Annotated in this window: 16 protein-coding genes; 8 read left to right on the top strand and 8 right to left on the bottom strand. The window is 69.2% G+C overall.

Going from position 1 to position 16,091, the window contains the following annotated elements:
* Nucleotides 1-46 precede the first annotated feature (46 nt).
* From IT40_RS14505 to IT40_RS14495, 3 genes are all read left to right on the top strand, one after another.
* Nucleotides 47-1,246, top strand: coding sequence for a hypothetical protein (locus IT40_RS14505; RefSeq protein WP_036756496.1), 1,200 nt, complete (start codon nt 47-49; stop codon nt 1,244-1,246).
* Nucleotides 1,243-2,598: a cytochrome P450 gene (locus tag IT40_RS14500; RefSeq protein ID WP_036756613.1), complete on the top strand. Its 1,356-nt coding sequence runs from the start codon at nt 1,243-1,245 to the stop codon at nt 2,596-2,598. The genes IT40_RS14505 and IT40_RS14500 overlap by 4 nt, the downstream gene beginning before the upstream one ends.
* Nucleotides 2,599-2,833: 235 nt before the next feature.
* Nucleotides 2,834-4,195 carry an aminotransferase gene (locus IT40_RS14495; protein ID WP_036756611.1) on the top strand — a complete coding sequence of 454 codons (1,362 nt, stop codon included), beginning with the start codon at nt 2,834-2,836 and terminating at the stop codon, nt 4,193-4,195.
* A gap of 15 nt (nt 4,196-4,210) precedes the next feature.
* Here IT40_RS14495 and IT40_RS14490 read toward each other — a convergent pair whose 3' ends face one another.
* The gene (locus IT40_RS14490; protein WP_036756493.1) at nt 4,211-4,480 is read right to left on the bottom strand and encodes a DUF3572 domain-containing protein; all 270 of its coding nucleotides are present in this window, start codon (nt 4,478-4,480) and stop codon (nt 4,211-4,213) included.
* A gap of 114 nt (nt 4,481-4,594) precedes the next feature.
* Between IT40_RS14490 and IT40_RS14485 the strand changes: the two genes are divergently transcribed.
* From IT40_RS14485 to IT40_RS14475, 3 genes are all read left to right on the top strand, one after another.
* Nucleotides 4,595-5,983, top strand: coding sequence for a diguanylate cyclase (locus tag IT40_RS14485; protein ID WP_036756491.1), 1,389 nt, complete (start codon nt 4,595-4,597; stop codon nt 5,981-5,983).
* A gap of 103 nt (nt 5,984-6,086) precedes the next feature.
* Nucleotides 6,087-6,521 (top strand): DUF983 domain-containing protein, encoded by a 435-nt coding sequence (locus tag IT40_RS14480; RefSeq protein ID WP_036756488.1) that lies wholly within the window; start codon nt 6,087-6,089, stop codon nt 6,519-6,521.
* Between the two features lie 5 nt (nt 6,522-6,526).
* On the top strand, nt 6,527-7,243 hold the full coding sequence (locus IT40_RS14475) for an NUDIX hydrolase (RefSeq protein WP_036756485.1): 717 nt from the start codon (nt 6,527-6,529) through the stop codon (nt 7,241-7,243).
* 19 nt (nt 7,244-7,262) lie between these two features.
* Here IT40_RS14475 and IT40_RS14470 read toward each other — a convergent pair whose 3' ends face one another.
* From IT40_RS14470 to IT40_RS14440, 7 genes are all read right to left on the bottom strand, one after another.
* Entirely contained in the window at nt 7,263-8,033 is a 771-nt protein-coding gene (locus tag IT40_RS14470; protein ID WP_036756483.1) for an enoyl-CoA hydratase-related protein, read from the bottom strand.
* A 67-nt stretch (nt 8,034-8,100) separates the two neighbouring features.
* The gene (locus tag IT40_RS14465) at nt 8,101-8,553 is read right to left on the bottom strand and encodes a cytochrome c-type biogenesis protein (protein WP_036756481.1); all 453 of its coding nucleotides are present in this window, start codon (nt 8,551-8,553) and stop codon (nt 8,101-8,103) included.
* 3 nt (nt 8,554-8,556) lie between these two features.
* Complete coding sequence (locus IT40_RS14460; RefSeq protein ID WP_036756478.1) at nt 8,557-10,518, bottom strand: heme lyase CcmF/NrfE family subunit; 1,962 nt, start codon at nt 10,516-10,518, stop codon at nt 8,557-8,559.
* 90 nt (nt 10,519-10,608) lie between these two features.
* Nucleotides 10,609-11,142 carry a holin family protein gene (locus tag IT40_RS14455; protein WP_036756476.1) on the bottom strand — a complete coding sequence of 178 codons (534 nt, stop codon included), beginning with the start codon at nt 11,140-11,142 and terminating at the stop codon, nt 10,609-10,611.
* Nucleotides 11,133-11,744 (bottom strand): holin-associated N-acetylmuramidase, encoded by a 612-nt coding sequence (locus IT40_RS14450; RefSeq protein WP_036756474.1) that lies wholly within the window; start codon nt 11,742-11,744, stop codon nt 11,133-11,135. The genes IT40_RS14455 and IT40_RS14450 overlap by 10 nt, the downstream gene beginning before the upstream one ends.
* A 76-nt stretch (nt 11,745-11,820) precedes the next feature.
* On the bottom strand, nt 11,821-12,264 hold the full coding sequence (gene ccmE, locus IT40_RS14445; protein WP_036756472.1) for a cytochrome c maturation protein CcmE: 444 nt from the start codon (nt 12,262-12,264) through the stop codon (nt 11,821-11,823).
* A gap of 18 nt (nt 12,265-12,282) precedes the next feature.
* Nucleotides 12,283-13,095: a glutamate racemase gene (locus IT40_RS14440; RefSeq protein WP_036756470.1), complete on the bottom strand. Its 813-nt coding sequence runs from the start codon at nt 13,093-13,095 to the stop codon at nt 12,283-12,285.
* Between the two features lie 476 nt (nt 13,096-13,571).
* Between IT40_RS14440 and IT40_RS14435 the strand changes: the two genes are divergently transcribed.
* Both IT40_RS14435 and purL read left to right on the top strand, forming a co-directional pair.
* Nucleotides 13,572-14,492, top strand: a complete 921-nt coding sequence (locus IT40_RS14435) for a LysR family transcriptional regulator (protein ID WP_036756468.1) — start codon at nt 13,572-13,574, stop codon at nt 14,490-14,492.
* A gap of 306 nt (nt 14,493-14,798) precedes the next feature.
* The coding region (purL, locus tag IT40_RS14430; RefSeq protein WP_036756466.1) for a phosphoribosylformylglycinamidine synthase subunit PurL at nt 14,799-16,091 on the top strand (1,293 nt) is incomplete at its 3' end.

Genomic DNA, 16,091 nt, shown 5'->3' with positions numbered 1-16,091 from the left:
GCGCGCGCGGATCGCGTATGCTGCGCGGGCAAGCAGTTGATTTCCCATGACCCGCCCCTTTCGTCGCCGCGTCCTCTACATTCCGGGCTATGATCCGATCCCGCCCCGCCGCTATCGCGAGCTTTACCGGCGCGAGGGGGCGGAACAGGCGCGCATCTCGGGCTACGGCCTGGTCTTCGGCCCGCGCCGCGACCGCACGGGCTTCGGCTGGGGCGTGACCGGCGATTTCGCCGGCATCGCCGCCGAGGCCGAGTTCGAGGTGCTGGTCTGGGCCGACATCGTGCAGGGCTCGATGGGCCAGGGCATTCTTGCGACCTATGGCCAGCTTTTCCGCACCGCCTGGGCCTATGTCGGCTCGGGCGCGCTGTTCCGGCTGATGCGGCTGCGCCGCGGTCCCGTCATCGCGGCGCTCTACCCGGTGGCGGTGCTGCTGGCGCAACTGCTGGCCTCGGCGCTGGCCGGGGCGCTGCTCGGCTGGGCGCTGGGACGGCTGACCGGGTTCGGCTGGTGGCTGGGCGGACCCGTCGCGCTGGCGCTGACCTGGGCCGGGCTGCACCTGTGGCGGCGCATCGACGGCAAGATCTTCGCCTGGTATCTGATGCACGACTATGCCTTCACCGCCCAGGACCGCGGCGCCTATCCCCCGGCGCTCAAGGCGCGGCTGGCGCGTTTCGCCGACCGCATCGCCGAGGTGCTGGCGGGCGACTGGGACGAGGTGCTGGTCGTCGGCCACAGTTCCGGCGCCTATCTGGGCGTCTCGGTTCTGGCCGAGCTGATCCGCTCGGGCCGGGTTCCCGCGCAGGGGCCGCGGCTTTCCTACCTGTCGCTGGGCCATGTCGTGCCCATGGCGTCCTTCCTGCCGCGCGCGGACCGGCTGCGCGCCGACCTGCGCTTTCTCTCGGCGCGCGGGGAACTCGACTGGATCGACGTGACCGCGCCGGGCGACGCCTGCTGCTTCGGCCTGTGCGATCCGGTCGCGGTCTCGGGCGTCGAGCCGCCCGGCCGCCGCCACCCGCTGGTGCTGTCGGCGGCCTTCACCCAGACGCTTTCCCCGCAAAAGCGGCGCGCGCTGCGCGGGCGCTGGTTCCGGCTGCATTTCCAATATCTCTGCGCCTTCGACCGGCCCGGCGACTACGATTACTTCGCCATCACCGCCGGGCCGCTGACGCTGGGACAGCGCTTCGCCGGGCGCAGCCATTCGCCGGGCCGTATCGCGCGCGCCGTCAACCGCTGGTGCGCGCCATGATCCCGCCCAAACCGCCGGCCCGACCGGGAAAAGCCTCGGTCTGGCGTTTCATCCGCGATTTCCGCCGCGACATCCTGTCGGCGCAATCCGACCGGCTCTATCGCGCCTGGATGGCCGAGTTCCGCGGCCCCTTCGTCCACAGCTTCACCTGCAACGACCCGGCGCTGGTCGATCTGATCCTGAAGAAGCGGCCGATGGATTTCCCGAAATCGCCGCGCATGGCCGCGGGCTTGCAGCCGCTGCTGGGCAATTCCAGCTTCATCTCGAATGGCGAGACCTGGCTCCACCAACGCCGCATCATCGACCCCGCCTTCGAGGGCGGCCGCCTGCGCGAGGCTTTCCCGGCGATGTGGGACGCGGCCCAGGCCGGCGTCTCGCGCCTGCAGCCACTGGCCGACGGCGCCGAGATCGACATCGAGCCGCAGACCAGCCATATCGCCGCCGACGTGATCTTCCGCACGCTGTTCTCGATCCCGATCGAGGATGCGACCGCCGCCCAGGTCTTCCAGGCCTTCCGCGAGCATCAGGAGGCGCAGCCGATGGTGAACCTCGGCGGGCTGATGGCGTTGCCCCGCTGGGCGCGGCTGCACGGCCGCCGGGTGCGCCGGACCGCAAGCCGCATCCGCACCCTGATCCGCCAGCTGGTCGCGGCCCGCGCCACCGAGATCGCCGCGGGCACCGCGCCGCCGGACCTTGCGACCAAGATCATGACCACCCCCGACCCGCAGACCGGCCGCACCTTCACCGAGGCCGAGATGATCGACGAGGTCGCGACCTTCTTCCTGGCAGGGCACGAGACCGGCGCCTCTGCCCTGGCCTGGGCGCTCTACCTGCTCGCCGAAAGCCCCGACTGGCAGGACCGGCTGGCCGAAGAGGCGCGGCAGAACCTCGCCCCCGATTTCGCCGCCATGCGCCACCTGCCGCTGGCCCGCGCCGTCTTCCGCGAGGCGCTGCGGCTCTACCCGCCCGTGGCGATGACCGTGCGGCAATGCCGCCGGCCCGAGGCCCTGCGCGACCGCAAGGCACCGAAAGGGGCGCAACTGGTGCTGTCGCCCTGGCACCTGCACCGGCACCAGCGGCTCTGGGACGACCCCGACCGCTTCGACCCCGCGCGCTGGGAAACCGAAAACGGCAAGACCTGCCAGCGCGAGGCCTTCATCCCCTTCTCGGCCGGCCCCCGCGCCTGCCCCGGCGCCGGCTTCGCCATGATCGAGGGGCCGCTGATCCTCGCGGCGCTGCTGCGCGCCTATCGCCTGGAACCGGCCCGCGAACGCCCGGTGCCGGTGATGCGGCTGACGCTGCGCGGCAAGGACGGCATCCGCCTGCGCCTTTCCCCAAGGCAAGGGGGATGACCCGCGCCCGCCGCAGCTACCAAGGCACCGACGCCAAGGCATTTCTTCGTTCCACAAATACCCATGCGACGCCGCCAACCAGCGCAAACCGCCGCGCCCCGCGCCGGCATTTCCACCGCCCGCCCCGGCAATTCGCCCGTCCCGCCGCCCGCCATCCGTCACTTGGCCGCGGCCCCCATTGAACCGCCCCCGGCGCCCGGCTAGCCTTCCGCCAAAGCAGATGGAGGCTGACGTCATGAACCAACCGCAAAGCTGGGAAGCCAGGGCCGAGACCTATTCGCTCTACGGCTTCACCGACATGCCCTCGGTCCATCAGCGGGGCACGGTCGTCGTGACCCATGGCGAGGGGCCCTATATCGTCGACGTGCATGGCCGCCGCTACCTCGACGCCAATTCCGGCTTGTGGAACATGGTCGCCGGCTTCGACCACAAGGGCCTGATCGAGGCCGCCAAGGCGCAATACGACCGCTTTCCCGGCTATCACGCCTTTTTCGGCCGCATGTCCGACCAGACGGTGATGCTGTCGGAAAAGCTGGTCGAGGTCTCGCCCTTCGACAGCGGCCGGGTCTTCTATACCAACTCCGGCTCCGAGGCGAACGACACCATGGTCAAGATGCTGTGGTTCCTGCATGCCGCCGAGGGCAAGCCGCAAAAGCGCAAGATCCTGACACGCTGGAACGCCTATCACGGCGTGACCGCGGTTTCCGCCTCGATGACCGGCAAGCCCTACAACTCGGTCTTCGGCCTGCCGCTGCCCGGCTTCATCCACCTGACCTGCCCGCATTACTGGCGCTATGGCGAGGAGGGCGAGACCGAGGAACAGTTCGTCGCCCGCCTGGCCCGCGAACTCGAGGACACCATCGAGCGCGAGGGCGCCGACACCATCGCCGGCTTCTTCGCCGAGCCGGTGATGGGCGCGGGCGGCGTGATCCCGCCGGCAAGCGGCTATTTCCAGGCCATCCTGCCGATCCTGAAAAAGCACGACATCCCGATGATCTCGGACGAGGTGATCTGCGGCTTCGGGCGCACCGGCAATACCTGGGGCTGCCTGACCTATGACTTCATGCCCGATGCGATCATCTCGTCCAAGAACCTGACGGCGGGCTTCTTCCCGATGGGCGCGGTCATCCTCGGCCCCGACCTCGGCAAGCGCCTGGAAGCCGCCGTCGAGGCGATCGAGGAATTTCCGCACGGCTTCACCGCCTCGGGCCACCCGGTCGGCTGCGCCATCGCGCTGAAGGCCATCGACGTGGTGATGAACGAGGGGCTGGCCGAGAACGTGCGCCGCCTCGCCCCCCGCTTCGAGGCCGGGCTGAAGCGCATCGCCGACCGCCCGAACATCGGCGAATACCGCGGCATCGGCTTCATGTGGGCGCTGGAGGCGGTCAGGGACAAGCCGACCAAGACCCCCTTCGACGCCAATCTCTCGGTCAGCGAGCGCATCGCCAACACCTGCACCGACCTGGGTCTGATCTGCCGGCCGCTGGGCCAGTCCATCGTGCTGTGCCCGCCCTTCATCCTGACCGAGCCGCAGATGGACGAGATGTTCGAGAAGCTGGAAAAGGCGCTCGACAAGGTCTTCGCCGAGGTCGCCTGAGCCCTCGGGCGGCCCCTACCAGGGGTCGCCCCCGCCCAGCACGGCGCGCGCCAGCTGCACCCGCTGCGGCGCGATCTGCGCCGCCTGCGCGAAATCCAGCACGCGCTGGTCGTGTTCCAGCAGGAAATCCAGCACGAAGACGGAAAACTCCGGCCGCGCCGCCATCGCGCGCAACCCCGTCACGTCGCTGCCCGATTGCGCCAGCAGCGCCCCCACCAGTTCCGCATCCCCGGCGATATGGGCAAAGCCCGCATCGGCAATGTCGCGCGCCTCGTTTCGTGTCATTCCGCTCTCGCTTTCGTGAAGCCCGGCGCGAATTTCTTCGCGGCCGGAAAGGATTTGTTAACCATTGCCGCGCAAGATGCGGCTCTGGGCTCGGGGTGTAAAGCAGGCGTAACCATGGCAGGGCGCATTCTTGTCGTTGACGGCGTGCCGACGAATCGCATCACCATGAAGGTGCGGTTGTCCTCGGCCTGCTACGAGGTCACGACCGCCACCTCGGGGGCCGAGGCCCTGCGCATCGCGCGGCTGATCCATCCGCAGATCGTGCTGGTCGGCGCCAGCCTGCCCGACATGGACGGGGCCGCGCTGTGCAGCGCGCTGCGCGCCCAGCCCTGGGCCGCCGACCTGCCGGTCCTGGTCCAGGCCAGCGGCACGGATCGGGTGGCGGCGCTGCGGGCAGGCGCGGCGGCGCTGATCGACGCAAGCAGCGACGAGTTGACGCTGCTTGCGCGCATTCGCGGGCTGATGCGGCATGAATACGGCGGGCTCGATCATCCCGCCCCCGGCATGGCCGAGGCGGCGGCGGGCTTTGCCGCGGACAACCGCCCGCGCGCGGTCTTCGTCGCCGACCGGACCGCCACGGCGCTGGGCTGGCGACACGCCCTGCGCGACCGGGTGGATTTCGCCATCGCGGTCCACGAACCCGAACATGCGCTGGCCGAGGCGGCATCCAGCCGGGTCGCCGATCTCTACCTGATCGCCGCCGACATCCAGCAACCCGGCGACGGGCTGCGGCTGCTGTCGGAACTGCGCTCGCGCCCACGCTCGCGCGAGGCGGCGGTGGTGGTGGCGCTGCGCCCCGAACGGGCCGAGATGATGCCGGTGGCGCTGGATCTTGGCGCCGGCGACGTGCTGCCCTGGTATCTGGCCCGCCCCGATGCGGCGCCCGAGACGGCGATGCGCCTGCAGGCCCAGCTGGCCCGCAAGCACGAGGCCGACCGCCGCCGGCACGAGACCCAGCGCAACATGCGCTGGGCGATGACCGATCCGCTGACCGGGCTGCACAACCGCCGCTTTGCCCTGCCTCGCCTAGGCGAACTGGCGGCCGAGATGCAGGAGCGCCAGGGTGACCTGGCGGTGATGCTGCTGGACCTGGACCGTTTCAAGCAGGTGAACGACGTCCACGGCCATCCGGCCGGCGACGCCGTGCTGGCCGAGATCGCCGCCCGCCTGGCCGCCACCCTGCCCGAGGGCGCGCTGCTCGCCCGTTTCGGCGGCGAGGAGTTTCTGGCCGTCCTGCCCGATTGCCCGGCCCGCGCCGCCCGCCGCGTGGCCGAGGATCTGCGCCGCGCGGTGATGGCCGCGCCGGTCGCCCTGCCGCAGGGTTGCCAGAACGCCGAGCTGGGCGTCACCATCTCGGTCGGCGTGGCCACCGGCCAGGGCGCCCCGCATCTGCTGCCGCTGGACCCCGAGGCGCTGCTGGCCAGCGCCGACCGCGCGCTGCTCAATGCCAAGTCCGCGGGGCGCAATCGAATCGTCATGGCCGCGCCCGGAATTGCGGCCTGATTGCCACTGCGTCCCTTTGTCGCGGCAATTCCCGACTTACGGCGCGCTTTTCTTTATGGGCCGCATCCCCTAGATAAAGGCGGAACAGGAAAGGAACGCGCCCATGCCTCATGCCTATTCCGACACCGCCCTGCCCGAACGTCCCGTCAAGCCGGCCATGCTGCGCGGCGCGCTTGGGCGCTGCCCCTCTTGCGGGCAGGGCCGGCTGTTTCGGGGCTATCTGTCGGTCAGCCCCACCTGCCCGCATTGCCACGAGGAACTGCACCACCAGCGCGCCGACGACGGCCCGGCCTATCTGACCATCCTGCTGGTCTCGCATCTGGGTGCGCCGCTGCTGCTGGCGATCTTCATGATGTATCGCCCCTCGGCCATGGCCATGCTGATCGGCTTCGGCCTGGGCGCGGTGGTGCTGTCGCTGCTGCTGCTGCCGCGGATCAAGGGCGGGATGATCGGCTTCCAATGGGCGCGCCGGATGCATGGCTTCGGCGCCGAGCCCGCCTCGATCGAGCCTGCCGCGATCGAGGCCGCCGCGTCGTGAGCACCATGGCCGGAACCCCCGCCCCGACGCGCGACGCCGCCGAGCAGCCGATCCGCGATGCCGCCACCGTCATCGTGCTGGACCGCAACGCCCAGGGCGGGCCTTCGGTGCTGATGGGGCAGCGCGGGGCTTCGGCCGTGTTCATGCCTTCGAAATACGTCTTTCCCGGCGGCGCGGTGGATGCGGGCGATGCGCAGGTGCGCCTGGCCGGCGAACTGCCGCCCCGGACCTCGGCGCTGCTGGCGGCCGAGCCGCGCAACGGATCGCAGGTCACGCCCCTGGCGCTGGCCGCCGCCGCCCTGCGCGAACTGGCCGAGGAAACCGGCTTGCTGACCGGCCCCCCCGGCCCCGCACCCGAGGGCTGGGACCATTACGCCGGCGCCGGGCTGGCGCCGGATGCCTCGGCGCTGATCTACATGTTCCGCGCCATCACCCCGCCCGGCCGGCCCCGCCGCTTCGACGCGCGCTTCCTGCTGCTGGACGCCGAGCGGCTGCACGGCGACCGCCACGATTTCAGCGCCGCCTGCGACGAGCTTTCGCACCTGCATTGGGTGCCCCTGCCCGAGGCGCGGGCGCTGGACCTGCCCTTCATCACCGAGGTGGTTCTGGCCGAGGTGGCAAGCCTGCTGGCCGGGGCCGGCGACGGGCCGCTGGCCCCGCCGCCGACGGTGCCCTTCTTCGACAACCGCCTGGCGGTGCCGCGCTTCAAGCGCATCGGCTAGGCGGGCTCAGCCCCCCGATTCAGCGCCCGTTGAAGCGGGGCGCGCGCTTTTCCAGGAAGGCCGCGACGCCCTCGGCGAAATCCGCGGTGCGGGCCATGTCGCCTTGCAGCCTGGCCTCCAGCCGCAACTGCCCGGCCATGTCGTTGCCGCCCGAGGCGCGCAGGGCCTGCCGGATCGCCAGGAAGGCCGCGGTCGGCCCCTGGGCCAGGGCTTGGGCCCGCGCGGCCACCACGGTTTCGAACTCGGCATCCGGCACCGCTTCCCAGATCAGCCCCCATTCCGCCGCCTTCGCCGCCGGGATGCGGTCGGCGAACAGCATCATCCCCATGGCGCGCGGCACCCCGACCGAGCGCGGCACGATGAACGTCCCGCCCGCATCCGGGATCAGGCCGATCCGGCTGAACGCCTGCACGAAACTGGCGCTTTCCGCGGCGATGACCACATCGGCGGCCAGCGCCAGGTTGGCCCCCGCCCCCGCCGCGATGCCGTTCACCGCGGCGATCACCGGCACCGGCGCGTCCGAGATGGCGGCCAGCATCGGCTCGTATTCCTCGCGCAGGATGGTTTCCACGTCGAACCCGCCGGTGGCATCGGTCAGATCCTGGCCCGAGCAGAAGCCGCGCCCGTTCCCGGTCAGCACCACGCAGCGCGTGCCCGGCGGCAGGTCCGTCAGCGCCGCGACGATCTCGGCCCGCATGGCGCGGTTGAGCGCGTTGACCACGTCGGGCCGGTTCAGCGCCAGCCTTGCGATGCCGTCTCGATGCGTGAATTCGATGGTCTGAAAGCTCATCCTGCCCCTCCCCCGGTTTCGGCCATCCTGCCGGGGCGGGGCGCGGCGGGAAAGCCCCGACCCTGCGTCAGTCGCGCAGGATCCGCTCCAGCCGGGCCTTTTCCTCGTCGCTGAGCTTGGCCGGCCCTTCCTCGGCCAGGCCGCGCGAGCGGATGAAGCGCCAGCCCACCAGCAGCGCCAGCAGCGCCATGACCGGCCCGGCCAGGTAAAGCAGCCAGTTCGCCCCACGCGCCGGCGGCTCGAACAGGACATATTCGCCGAAACGGTCGGCGATGGCCTGCACCGCCTCGCTGTCGCTGTCGCCGGCGACCAGGCGCTCGCGCAGGTAAAGCCGCAGGTCGCGGCTGATGGCGGCATTCGATTCGTCGATGGTCTCGCCCTGGCAGACCGGGCAGCGCAGGGTCTTGGAGATCTCGCGCGCCCGCGCCTCCAGCGCCGGGTCGGACAGCACCTCGTCCGGCTGGACGGCCAGGGCGGGCAGCGCAAGCAGCAGCGACAGGCACAGGATCAGGGCGCGCATGGGCTACTCCGCCGGCTGGGGCGCGACGCGGGCATGGCGGGCGCCGGCAGCGACGCGATAGCGCCGGTCCGACAGGCTGATGAAGCCGCCAAGCGCCATCAGCGCCGAGCCCAGCCAGATCCAGCTGGCGAAGGGCTTGATATAGACCCGCACCGCCCAGCCGCCGTCCTGCTGCTCGTCGCCGATGACCAGGTAGAGGTCACGGAACAGCCCGTTCTGGATCGCCGCCTCGGTCGTGGGCATGGATTGCACCGGATAGACCCGCTTTTCGGGATGCAGCAGTGCGACCTGTCGCCCGTCGCGATCGACGCTCATCGCGGCGATGATCGAGTTGTAGTTGGGGCCCGGACGCTCTTCGACGCTGTCCAGGGTGATGTCGTAGCCGGCGACGGTGAAGGTCTCGCCGATCCGGGCCACGCGGATGTCCTCGACCTGCCAGGCCATCAGCAGGCTGATGCCGATGAAGGTGACGCCCAGCCCGGAATGGGCCACGGCCTTGCCCCAATCGGCGCGCGGCAGCCGGCGCAGGCGCGCAAGGCCGGAATTGCCGGTGCGCAGCCACAGGTCGGCGGCCGCGCCCGCGACCAGCCAGGCGCCCAGGCCCGCGCCGATCACCGCCAGCGCCGAATGGCCGGTCGAGACGGCAAAGACCAGCGCCATCACCGCCCCGGCAAAGACCAGCGCGCCGCGCAGCGGGTAAAGCGCGCGCTTCAGCCTGCCGCGCTTCCACGGCAGGATGGCGCCGACCGGCAGGATGATCGCCAGCGCCACCATGAAGGGCGTGAAGGCCTGTTCGAAGAAGGGCGCGCCGACCGACAGCCTGCGGTCCCACAGCATCTCGGCCACCAGCGGCCAGACCGTGCCGATGAAGACCACGAAGGTCGAGACCGCCAGCAGGATGTTGTTCAGGACCAGCGCCCCCTCGCGCGAGACCGGGGCGAAGGCGCCCCGCGCCTGCATCGAGGCGGCGCGGAAGGTGTAAAGCAGCAGCGCACCGCCGACGAAGAAGGCCAGGATCGCCAGGATGAACACGCCGCGCTGCGGATCGCTGGCGAAGCTGTGGACCGAGGTGATGACGCCCGAGCGCACGATGAAGGTGCCGATCAGCGAAAAGCCGAAGGCCATGATCGCCAGCAGGATGGTCCAGCTTTTCAGCACCTCGCGCTTTTCCACCACGATGGCGGAATGCAGCAGCGCGGCGGCGATCAGCCAGGGCATGAAGCTGGCGTTTTCCACCGGATCCCAGAACCAGAAGCCGCCCCAGCCCAGCTCGTAATAGGCCCACCAGGATCCCAGCGCGATGCCGATGGTCAGGAACACCCAGGCCGCCAGCGTCCAGGGCCTGACCCAGCGCGCCCAGGCGGCATCGACCCGCCCCTCGATCAGCGCGGCGACGGCGAAGCTGAAGGCCATGCTGAGCCCGACATAGCCGAGGTAAAGGAAGGGCGGATGGAAGGCGAGGCCCGGATCCTGCAGCAGCGGGTTCAGGTCGCGCCCGTCGAAGGGCGGGCTTTCCATGCGCAGGAAGGGGTTCGAGGTGAACAGGGTGAAGGCCAGGAAGGCCGCGCCGATCGAGGCCTGCACCGACAGCACCCGCGCCCGCAGCTTGGGCGGCAGGTTGGCGTCGAAGACGGCCGCCATGGCGCCGAACAGCGCCACGATCAGCACCCACAGCAGCATCGAGCCCTCGTGGTTGCCCCAGACGCCGCTGATCTTGTAGATCATCGGCTTGGCGGTGTGCGAGTTCTGGTAGACCAGCGCGACCGAGAAATCCGAGGTCACGAAGGCCATGGTCAGCGCCGCGAAGGAAATGCCGACCAGCCCGAACTGCGCCAGCGCGGCAGGGCGGGCGGAGTCGATCCAGCCGCTCCAGCCCTTGCTGGCACCGATCATCGGCACGACCATCTGGAACAGGGCCACGACAAAGGCCAGGATCAGTGCAAAATGGCCAAGTTCAGCGATCATGGGCTTCCTCCGGGGGTGGCTGCGCCGCAGGATAGCCGCGGTGCGGGCGGCAAACCAGCCCCCCGCACCTGCCAGATTGTCACAGCATCGCTAGCGCGCCGCGCCGGCCGCGGCCCAATCCCGCAGGGCCGGGTTGTCCTCGAAGGGCTCGGCCGTCATCAGCGGCGCCTGGGATGCGGCCGGCGCGTCCTCGGCGCCTGCCTTGCGCGGCGGGACGGGCAGCATGGGCCGGCTGCGAAAGTAATGCGCCTCTCGCGCGCCGAAATAGAAGCTGATGATGGCGCCCAGCAGCCACCAGAGCGGCTCGGGCACCAGGTTCAGGCTCTCCATCCGCAGGCCGAAACCCTCGGGATCGGCCATGGCATAGGTGAACAGCCCCACCGTCCCCAGCGTCATCAGCGGCCGCGGCAGCCGGTTCAGCCCGTTCATCATCGCGTCGAACCAACCACACGGCTGGGCGGCGAACTCGCCGGAAAGCTGGGCGATGGCGCGGGCATAGGCCTCTTCGTCCAGTTCCATGCGCCGCGTCGCGTTCTCGCGGAACACCTCGGCCACGCCGGTCGCGGCATTGGCGACGGTGGTGACGGCGCCGCTGGCGCCCAGGAAACGGTCCATCAGCCCCATTTCGCCACCCTCGCCCGATGCTCGGCCGCCGTCAGGTGATACTTGGCCGAGATGAACTCCTCGGCCCGCAGGATCCAGCCGCCCTTGCCCCCCGTTCTGGTGCGGGCGTATTTGCGGCTGGCCGGGCGCGCATCGCCCAATGCGTAGTAATAGTTGCGCCGCGCGATCCCGTAGGCATCGGCGAAATAGCCCGGCGCCGCCGCATCGGCCTGCTGCGCAGCCTGGATGGTGCGCGGCCCGACCACGCCGTCGTCCGTGGCCGCAAAGCCCATGCGCGTGGCCAGCCGTTGCAGGATCTTCACCGCATTGGCGCCGGCATTGACATACATGTCGAAGACCGAGGCCTGCACCGAGACCGGCAGTTCCGCCAGGCGCGGGCGGCGGAAATAATGCTCGACGAAGATGCGCTCGGCATCGGCGCGGGTCAGCGCCCTGACATCCGCCACGTCGACCCGCCCGTCGCCGGTCCTGTCGATCCCCAGCCGCTGCAGGGTCGCCAGCGTGACGCCGAATTTCGTCGCCCCGCCCGGATCGTCGGGGTCGTTGACGTAGCCCCCCTCACGCGCGACGATCTCGGCCGCGATCTGCGTTACTGTCTTCATGTCCAGCCCCCAATCCTGAAGCGGACCAAGGCTGGAGAAATCCGGTTAACCGGCCGTTAACCGGGCGCGCGTTGCGTCAGGAGTTCGGCTCCTGGTAGACGCCCTGCTCCTTCAGCGAATCCATGACTTCGCGCGGCATGTAGTTCTCGTCGTGCTTGGCCAGGATTTCCGAGGCGACGAAGGTCTCGCCCTCCATCCGCCCGGTGCCGATCATGCCCTGGCCTTCCGAGAACAGGTCGGGCAGCACGCCGGTAAAGCGCACCGGGATGGTGGCGCCGCCGTCGGTCACGCGGAAGGTCACCGTCTCGCTGGCGCCGCGCACCAGGCTGCCGTCCTCGACCAGGCCGCCCAGGCGGAACACCTCGCCCACCTCGGGCGGGTTCTCGGTCATCTGGCTGGGCGAGCGGTAAAGGTTGATGCCGTCGCGAAACCCGTAGCCGATCAGCCCGACGGCCAGCACAAGGGCCACGGCGGCGGCTATCAGGATCTGGATCCGGCGTCTTTTCTTCAATGACTTCATGTTGCAAGCTTTCCTTGTTCAGGCGCTTTCGAACCTGATCGGATGGCGGAGGAATTGCGTGGCCTTGCCCGAGACGCGCTCGGGATCGCCCGTGGTCAGGAAGCGCGAACGGGTGCCCGCGCCCAGCATTTCAGGATGGCGCTCAAGATAGTCATCAAGGCTTTCGGCGACCAGGTCGGGCTGGGAATAGACCTTGACCCCCGGCCCCAGCGCCTTCTGGAAGGCGGCCTGCACCAGCGGGTAATGCGTGCAGCCCAGGATCGCCGCCTCGGGATGCGGCATCCGGCGCAACAGCGCCTCGACATGGGATGTCACCAGCGCCTCGGCCAGGATCTCGTCGCCCATCTCGATGGCGTCGACGACGCCGCCGCAGGGCTGGGCCTCGACATCGACGCCGATGGCGCGAAAGGCCAGCTCGCGCTGGAAGGCGCGGCTTGCCACGGTGGCGGGCGTGGCGAACAGCGCCACATGCTTCACCGCCACCTCGCGCGGGGGCGAATTGTCGCCCCAGCCGCGCTCGGTCAGTGCCTCGATCATCGGCACGAAGACCCCCAGCACGCGCTTGTCCGCGGGCAGCCAGGTTTCCTGCATGCGCTTGAGCGCGGCGGCCGAGGCGGTGTTGCAGGCCAGGATCACCAGATCGCAGCCCTCGGCCCAAAGCCGCTCGACCCCGGCGCAGGTCAGGCCGAAGATGTCCTCGGCGTCCCGCACGCCATAGGGGGTATGGGCATTGTCGCCCAGATAGACCAGCGGCAGGTCGGGCATCCGGGCGGCGATGGCGGCCAGAACAGTCAGCCCGCCCAGACCCGAATCGAATACGCCCACCGCCATGACTAGCCTCCTGCTCGCGAATGGCCTTTTTTAGGATGCGCCGCGCCGGAATGCCATGATTTATGTCACCCCGCCGCCGGGCCGGGGAGTGCGGCGAGGCAAGGCCTTTGGGGCCGCCCCAGCACGGGTTTTCCCGGCCGATTCCCCTGCCGGCGGGGCGCAGGGGCGGCAGCGGCGGGCCGCCCTTGCGGCAGAAGGTCGCGCGGCCCGGTCCCGCGCCCGGTCGGGGGCACCCGCCCGACCACCCGGTGCAGTTCAAAAGCGCGTGACGTTTCGCCGGCCCGAATCGGCACCCCGGACGGGATTTGCACAGGCCTGGCCTGCCCCTGCTCGCCGGGTGGCCATTCGCTGCGCATTGTGGGTAAGCAACACTGTCCGAGAAAGGGTTTTCTTGGCGTTTTGCAGGCTTGTTCCGCTAACCTTCTGTGATAAGGGTTGCACGGATTGCATGGCTGATGCCGCAAGAAAGCACTGTTATGGACTGGGATAAGTTAAGAATATTTCACGCCGTCGCCGACGCGGGCAGCCTGACCCACGCGGGCGATGTTTTGCACCTGTCCCAGTCCGCCGTCAGCCGCCAGATCCGCGCGCTGGAGGATTCGCTGGGCACCACCCTTTTTCACCGCCATGCCCGCGGGCTGATCCTGACCGAACAGGGGGAACTGCTGTTCGAGGCGACCTCTTCCATGGTCCGCAAGCTCGACACCACCGCCGCCCGCATCCGCGACAGCGAGGAAAGCGTCTTCGGCGAACTCAAGGTCACGACCACCACCGGCTTCGGCACCATGTGGCTGGTGCCGCGGCTGGCCAAGCTTTACGACCGCTATCCCGATCTCAAGATCGACCTGATGCTGGAAGAACGCGTGCTGGACCTGCCCATGCGCGAGGCCGACGTGGCCATCCGCATGAAGGAGCCGAACCAGCAGGATCTGATCCGCCGCCGGCTGCTGAACATTCGCATGCGGCTTTATGCCACGCCGGAATATCTGGCCAAGGCCGGCACCCCCGAGACGCTGGAGGATCTGGGGCCGCACCGGCTGATCTGCCAGAACCCGCAGACGCCGCAGGTCAGCTCGGGCGCGGTGCTGTCGCAAATGCTGCTGGCGCGCAACATCAGCTCGACCTTGATGGTGAACAATTACTTCGGCGTGCTGCAAGGCGTGCTGAACCATGTCGGCATCGGCGTCCTGCCGGATTACCTGTCGTCGGATTTCCCCAGCCTGACCCGCGTGTTGCCCGACATCCAGTCGGGCGAGGTGCCGGTCTTCCTGGCCTTCCCCGAGGAATTGCGCGCCTCGCGCCGCGTCGCCGCCTTCCGCGATTTCGTGCTGGAGGAGATCCAGTCCCTGCGCCGCCAGCAGACCGAGGAACAGGCCGCCGACCCGTCCGCAGGATGAGCGCGAAACGGGCAGATGCCGCACGGCTTTGCCCGAGGCATTCGCAGAATGCATATCGGGCATGTGCTGCAATGCGGAAATGATCCTTGAACCGTTCGCCGACTGCACATATTTCCGATCTCGAAGGCGATGGTTTGAGGAAACTCTCATCACCTTCAACCTCCCTGTTGGACTTGAGCCGGGCTTCATGCCCGGCTTTTTTTTGCCCCGCCGGCCGCGGTTTTTCCCGGCCCCGCGCGCGGGCCCCTTTCCTAACCCTTCGCCGCCGCTTAAAAGGCCGCAAAACCGGGGGAAAGGCGCCAGGACATGAACGAACCGCAGATCACCGAGGAACTGATCGCCGCGCACGGGCTCAAGCCCGACGAATACCAGCGCATCCTCGAGATCATCGGTCGCGAGCCGAGCTTCACCGAACTGGGCATCTTCTCGGCGATGTGGAACGAGCATTGCTCCTACAAGTCGTCCAAGAAATGGCTGCGCACCCTGCCGACCACCGGCCCGCAGGTGATCTGCGGTCCGGGCGAGAACGCGGGCGTCGTGGACATCGGCGACGGCCAGGCCGTGGTCTTCAAGATGGAGAGCCACAACCACCCCAGCTATATCGAACCGCACCAGGGCGCCGCGACCGGCGTCGGCGGCATCCTGCGCGACGTCTTCACCATGGGCGCCCGCCCCATCGCCGCCATGGACGCGTTGTCCTTCGGCCGGCCCGAGCATCCCAAGACCGCGCATCTGGTCAAGGGCGTGGTCGAGGGGATCGGCGCCTATGGCAATGCCTTCGGCGTGCCGAACGTGGGCGGCGAGGTGCGCTTTCACCGCAGCTATGACGGCAACTGCCTGGTGAACGCCTTTGCCGCGGGCCTGGCCGACAGCGACAAGATCTTCTATTCCGCCGCCTCGGGCGTGGGCATGCCGGTGGTCTACCTGGGCGCCAAGACCGGGCGCGACGGCGTCGGCGGTGCCACCATGGCCTCAGCCGAGTTCGACGACACCATCGAGGAAAAGCGCCCGACCGTGCAGGTCGGCGACCCCTTTACCGAGAAATGCCTGCTGGAAGCCTGCCTGGAGCTGATGCAGACCGACAGCGTGATCTCGATCCAGGACATGGGCGCGGCCGGGCTGACCTGCTCGGCGGTCGAGATGGGCGACAAGGGGGGCCTGGGCATCAAGCTGGTGCTCGACGCCGTGCCGCAGCGCGAAACCGCCATGACCGCCTATGAGATGATGCTGTCCGAGTCGCAGGAACGCATGCTCATGGTGCTGAAGCCCGAGAAGGAGGCCGAGGCGCGGGCGATCTTCGAGAAATGGGACCTGGACTTCGCCATCGTCGGCGAGACCATCGCCGAGGACCGTTTCCTGATCGTCCACGGCAACGAGGTCAAGGCCGACCTGCCGCTGTCCAAGCTTTCCTCCAGCGCGCCGGAATACGACCGCCCCTGGGTGGAAACGCCCGCCGCGGCCGAGATGCCCGCCCTGCCCGCCATCGGCCCGATCGCGGCGCTGAAGGCGCTGATCGGCAGCCCCAACCACGCCCACAAGGGTTGGGTCTGGGAACAATACGACACCCAGGTCGGCGCCGACACCATCCGCCGCCCCGGC

It is taken from the genome of Paracoccus versutus, assembly GCF_000763885.1.
Lineage (GTDB): Bacteria > Pseudomonadota > Alphaproteobacteria > Rhodobacterales > Rhodobacteraceae > Paracoccus > Paracoccus versutus.
This window is presented reverse-complemented; position numbering and strand designations above follow the sequence as displayed.

Excerpts from the sequence above, each read along its gene's own strand:
- IT40_RS14505 (WP_036756496.1), top strand. The coding sequence starts at position 47 with ATGACCCGCCCCTTTCGTCGCCGCGTCCTCTACATTCCGGGCTATGAT.
- IT40_RS14500 (WP_036756613.1), top strand. The coding sequence starts at position 1,243 with ATGATCCCGCCCAAACCGCCGGCCCGACCGGGAAAAGCCTCGGTCTGG.
- IT40_RS14495 (WP_036756611.1), top strand. The coding sequence starts at position 2,834 with ATGAACCAACCGCAAAGCTGGGAAGCCAGGGCCGAGACCTATTCGCTC.
- IT40_RS14490 (WP_036756493.1), bottom strand. The coding sequence starts at position 4,480 with ATGACACGAAACGAGGCGCGCGACATTGCCGATGCGGGCTTTGCCCAT.
- IT40_RS14485 (WP_036756491.1), top strand. The coding sequence starts at position 4,595 with ATGGCAGGGCGCATTCTTGTCGTTGACGGCGTGCCGACGAATCGCATC.
- IT40_RS14480 (WP_036756488.1), top strand. The coding sequence starts at position 6,087 with ATGCCTCATGCCTATTCCGACACCGCCCTGCCCGAACGTCCCGTCAAG.
- IT40_RS14475 (WP_036756485.1), top strand. The coding sequence starts at position 6,527 with ATGGCCGGAACCCCCGCCCCGACGCGCGACGCCGCCGAGCAGCCGATC.
- IT40_RS14470 (WP_036756483.1), bottom strand. The coding sequence starts at position 8,033 with ATGAGCTTTCAGACCATCGAATTCACGCATCGAGACGGCATCGCAAGG.
- IT40_RS14465 (WP_036756481.1), bottom strand. The coding sequence starts at position 8,553 with ATGCGCGCCCTGATCCTGTGCCTGTCGCTGCTGCTTGCGCTGCCCGCC.
- IT40_RS14460 (WP_036756478.1), bottom strand. The coding sequence starts at position 10,518 with ATGATCGCTGAACTTGGCCATTTTGCACTGATCCTGGCCTTTGTCGTG.
- IT40_RS14455 (WP_036756476.1), bottom strand. The coding sequence starts at position 11,142 with ATGGGGCTGATGGACCGTTTCCTGGGCGCCAGCGGCGCCGTCACCACC.
- IT40_RS14450 (WP_036756474.1), bottom strand. The coding sequence starts at position 11,744 with ATGAAGACAGTAACGCAGATCGCGGCCGAGATCGTCGCGCGTGAGGGG.
- ccmE (WP_036756472.1), bottom strand. The coding sequence starts at position 12,264 with ATGAAGTCATTGAAGAAAAGACGCCGGATCCAGATCCTGATAGCCGCC.
- IT40_RS14440 (WP_036756470.1), bottom strand. The coding sequence starts at position 13,095 with ATGGCGGTGGGCGTATTCGATTCGGGTCTGGGCGGGCTGACTGTTCTG.
- IT40_RS14435 (WP_036756468.1), top strand. The coding sequence starts at position 13,572 with ATGGACTGGGATAAGTTAAGAATATTTCACGCCGTCGCCGACGCGGGC.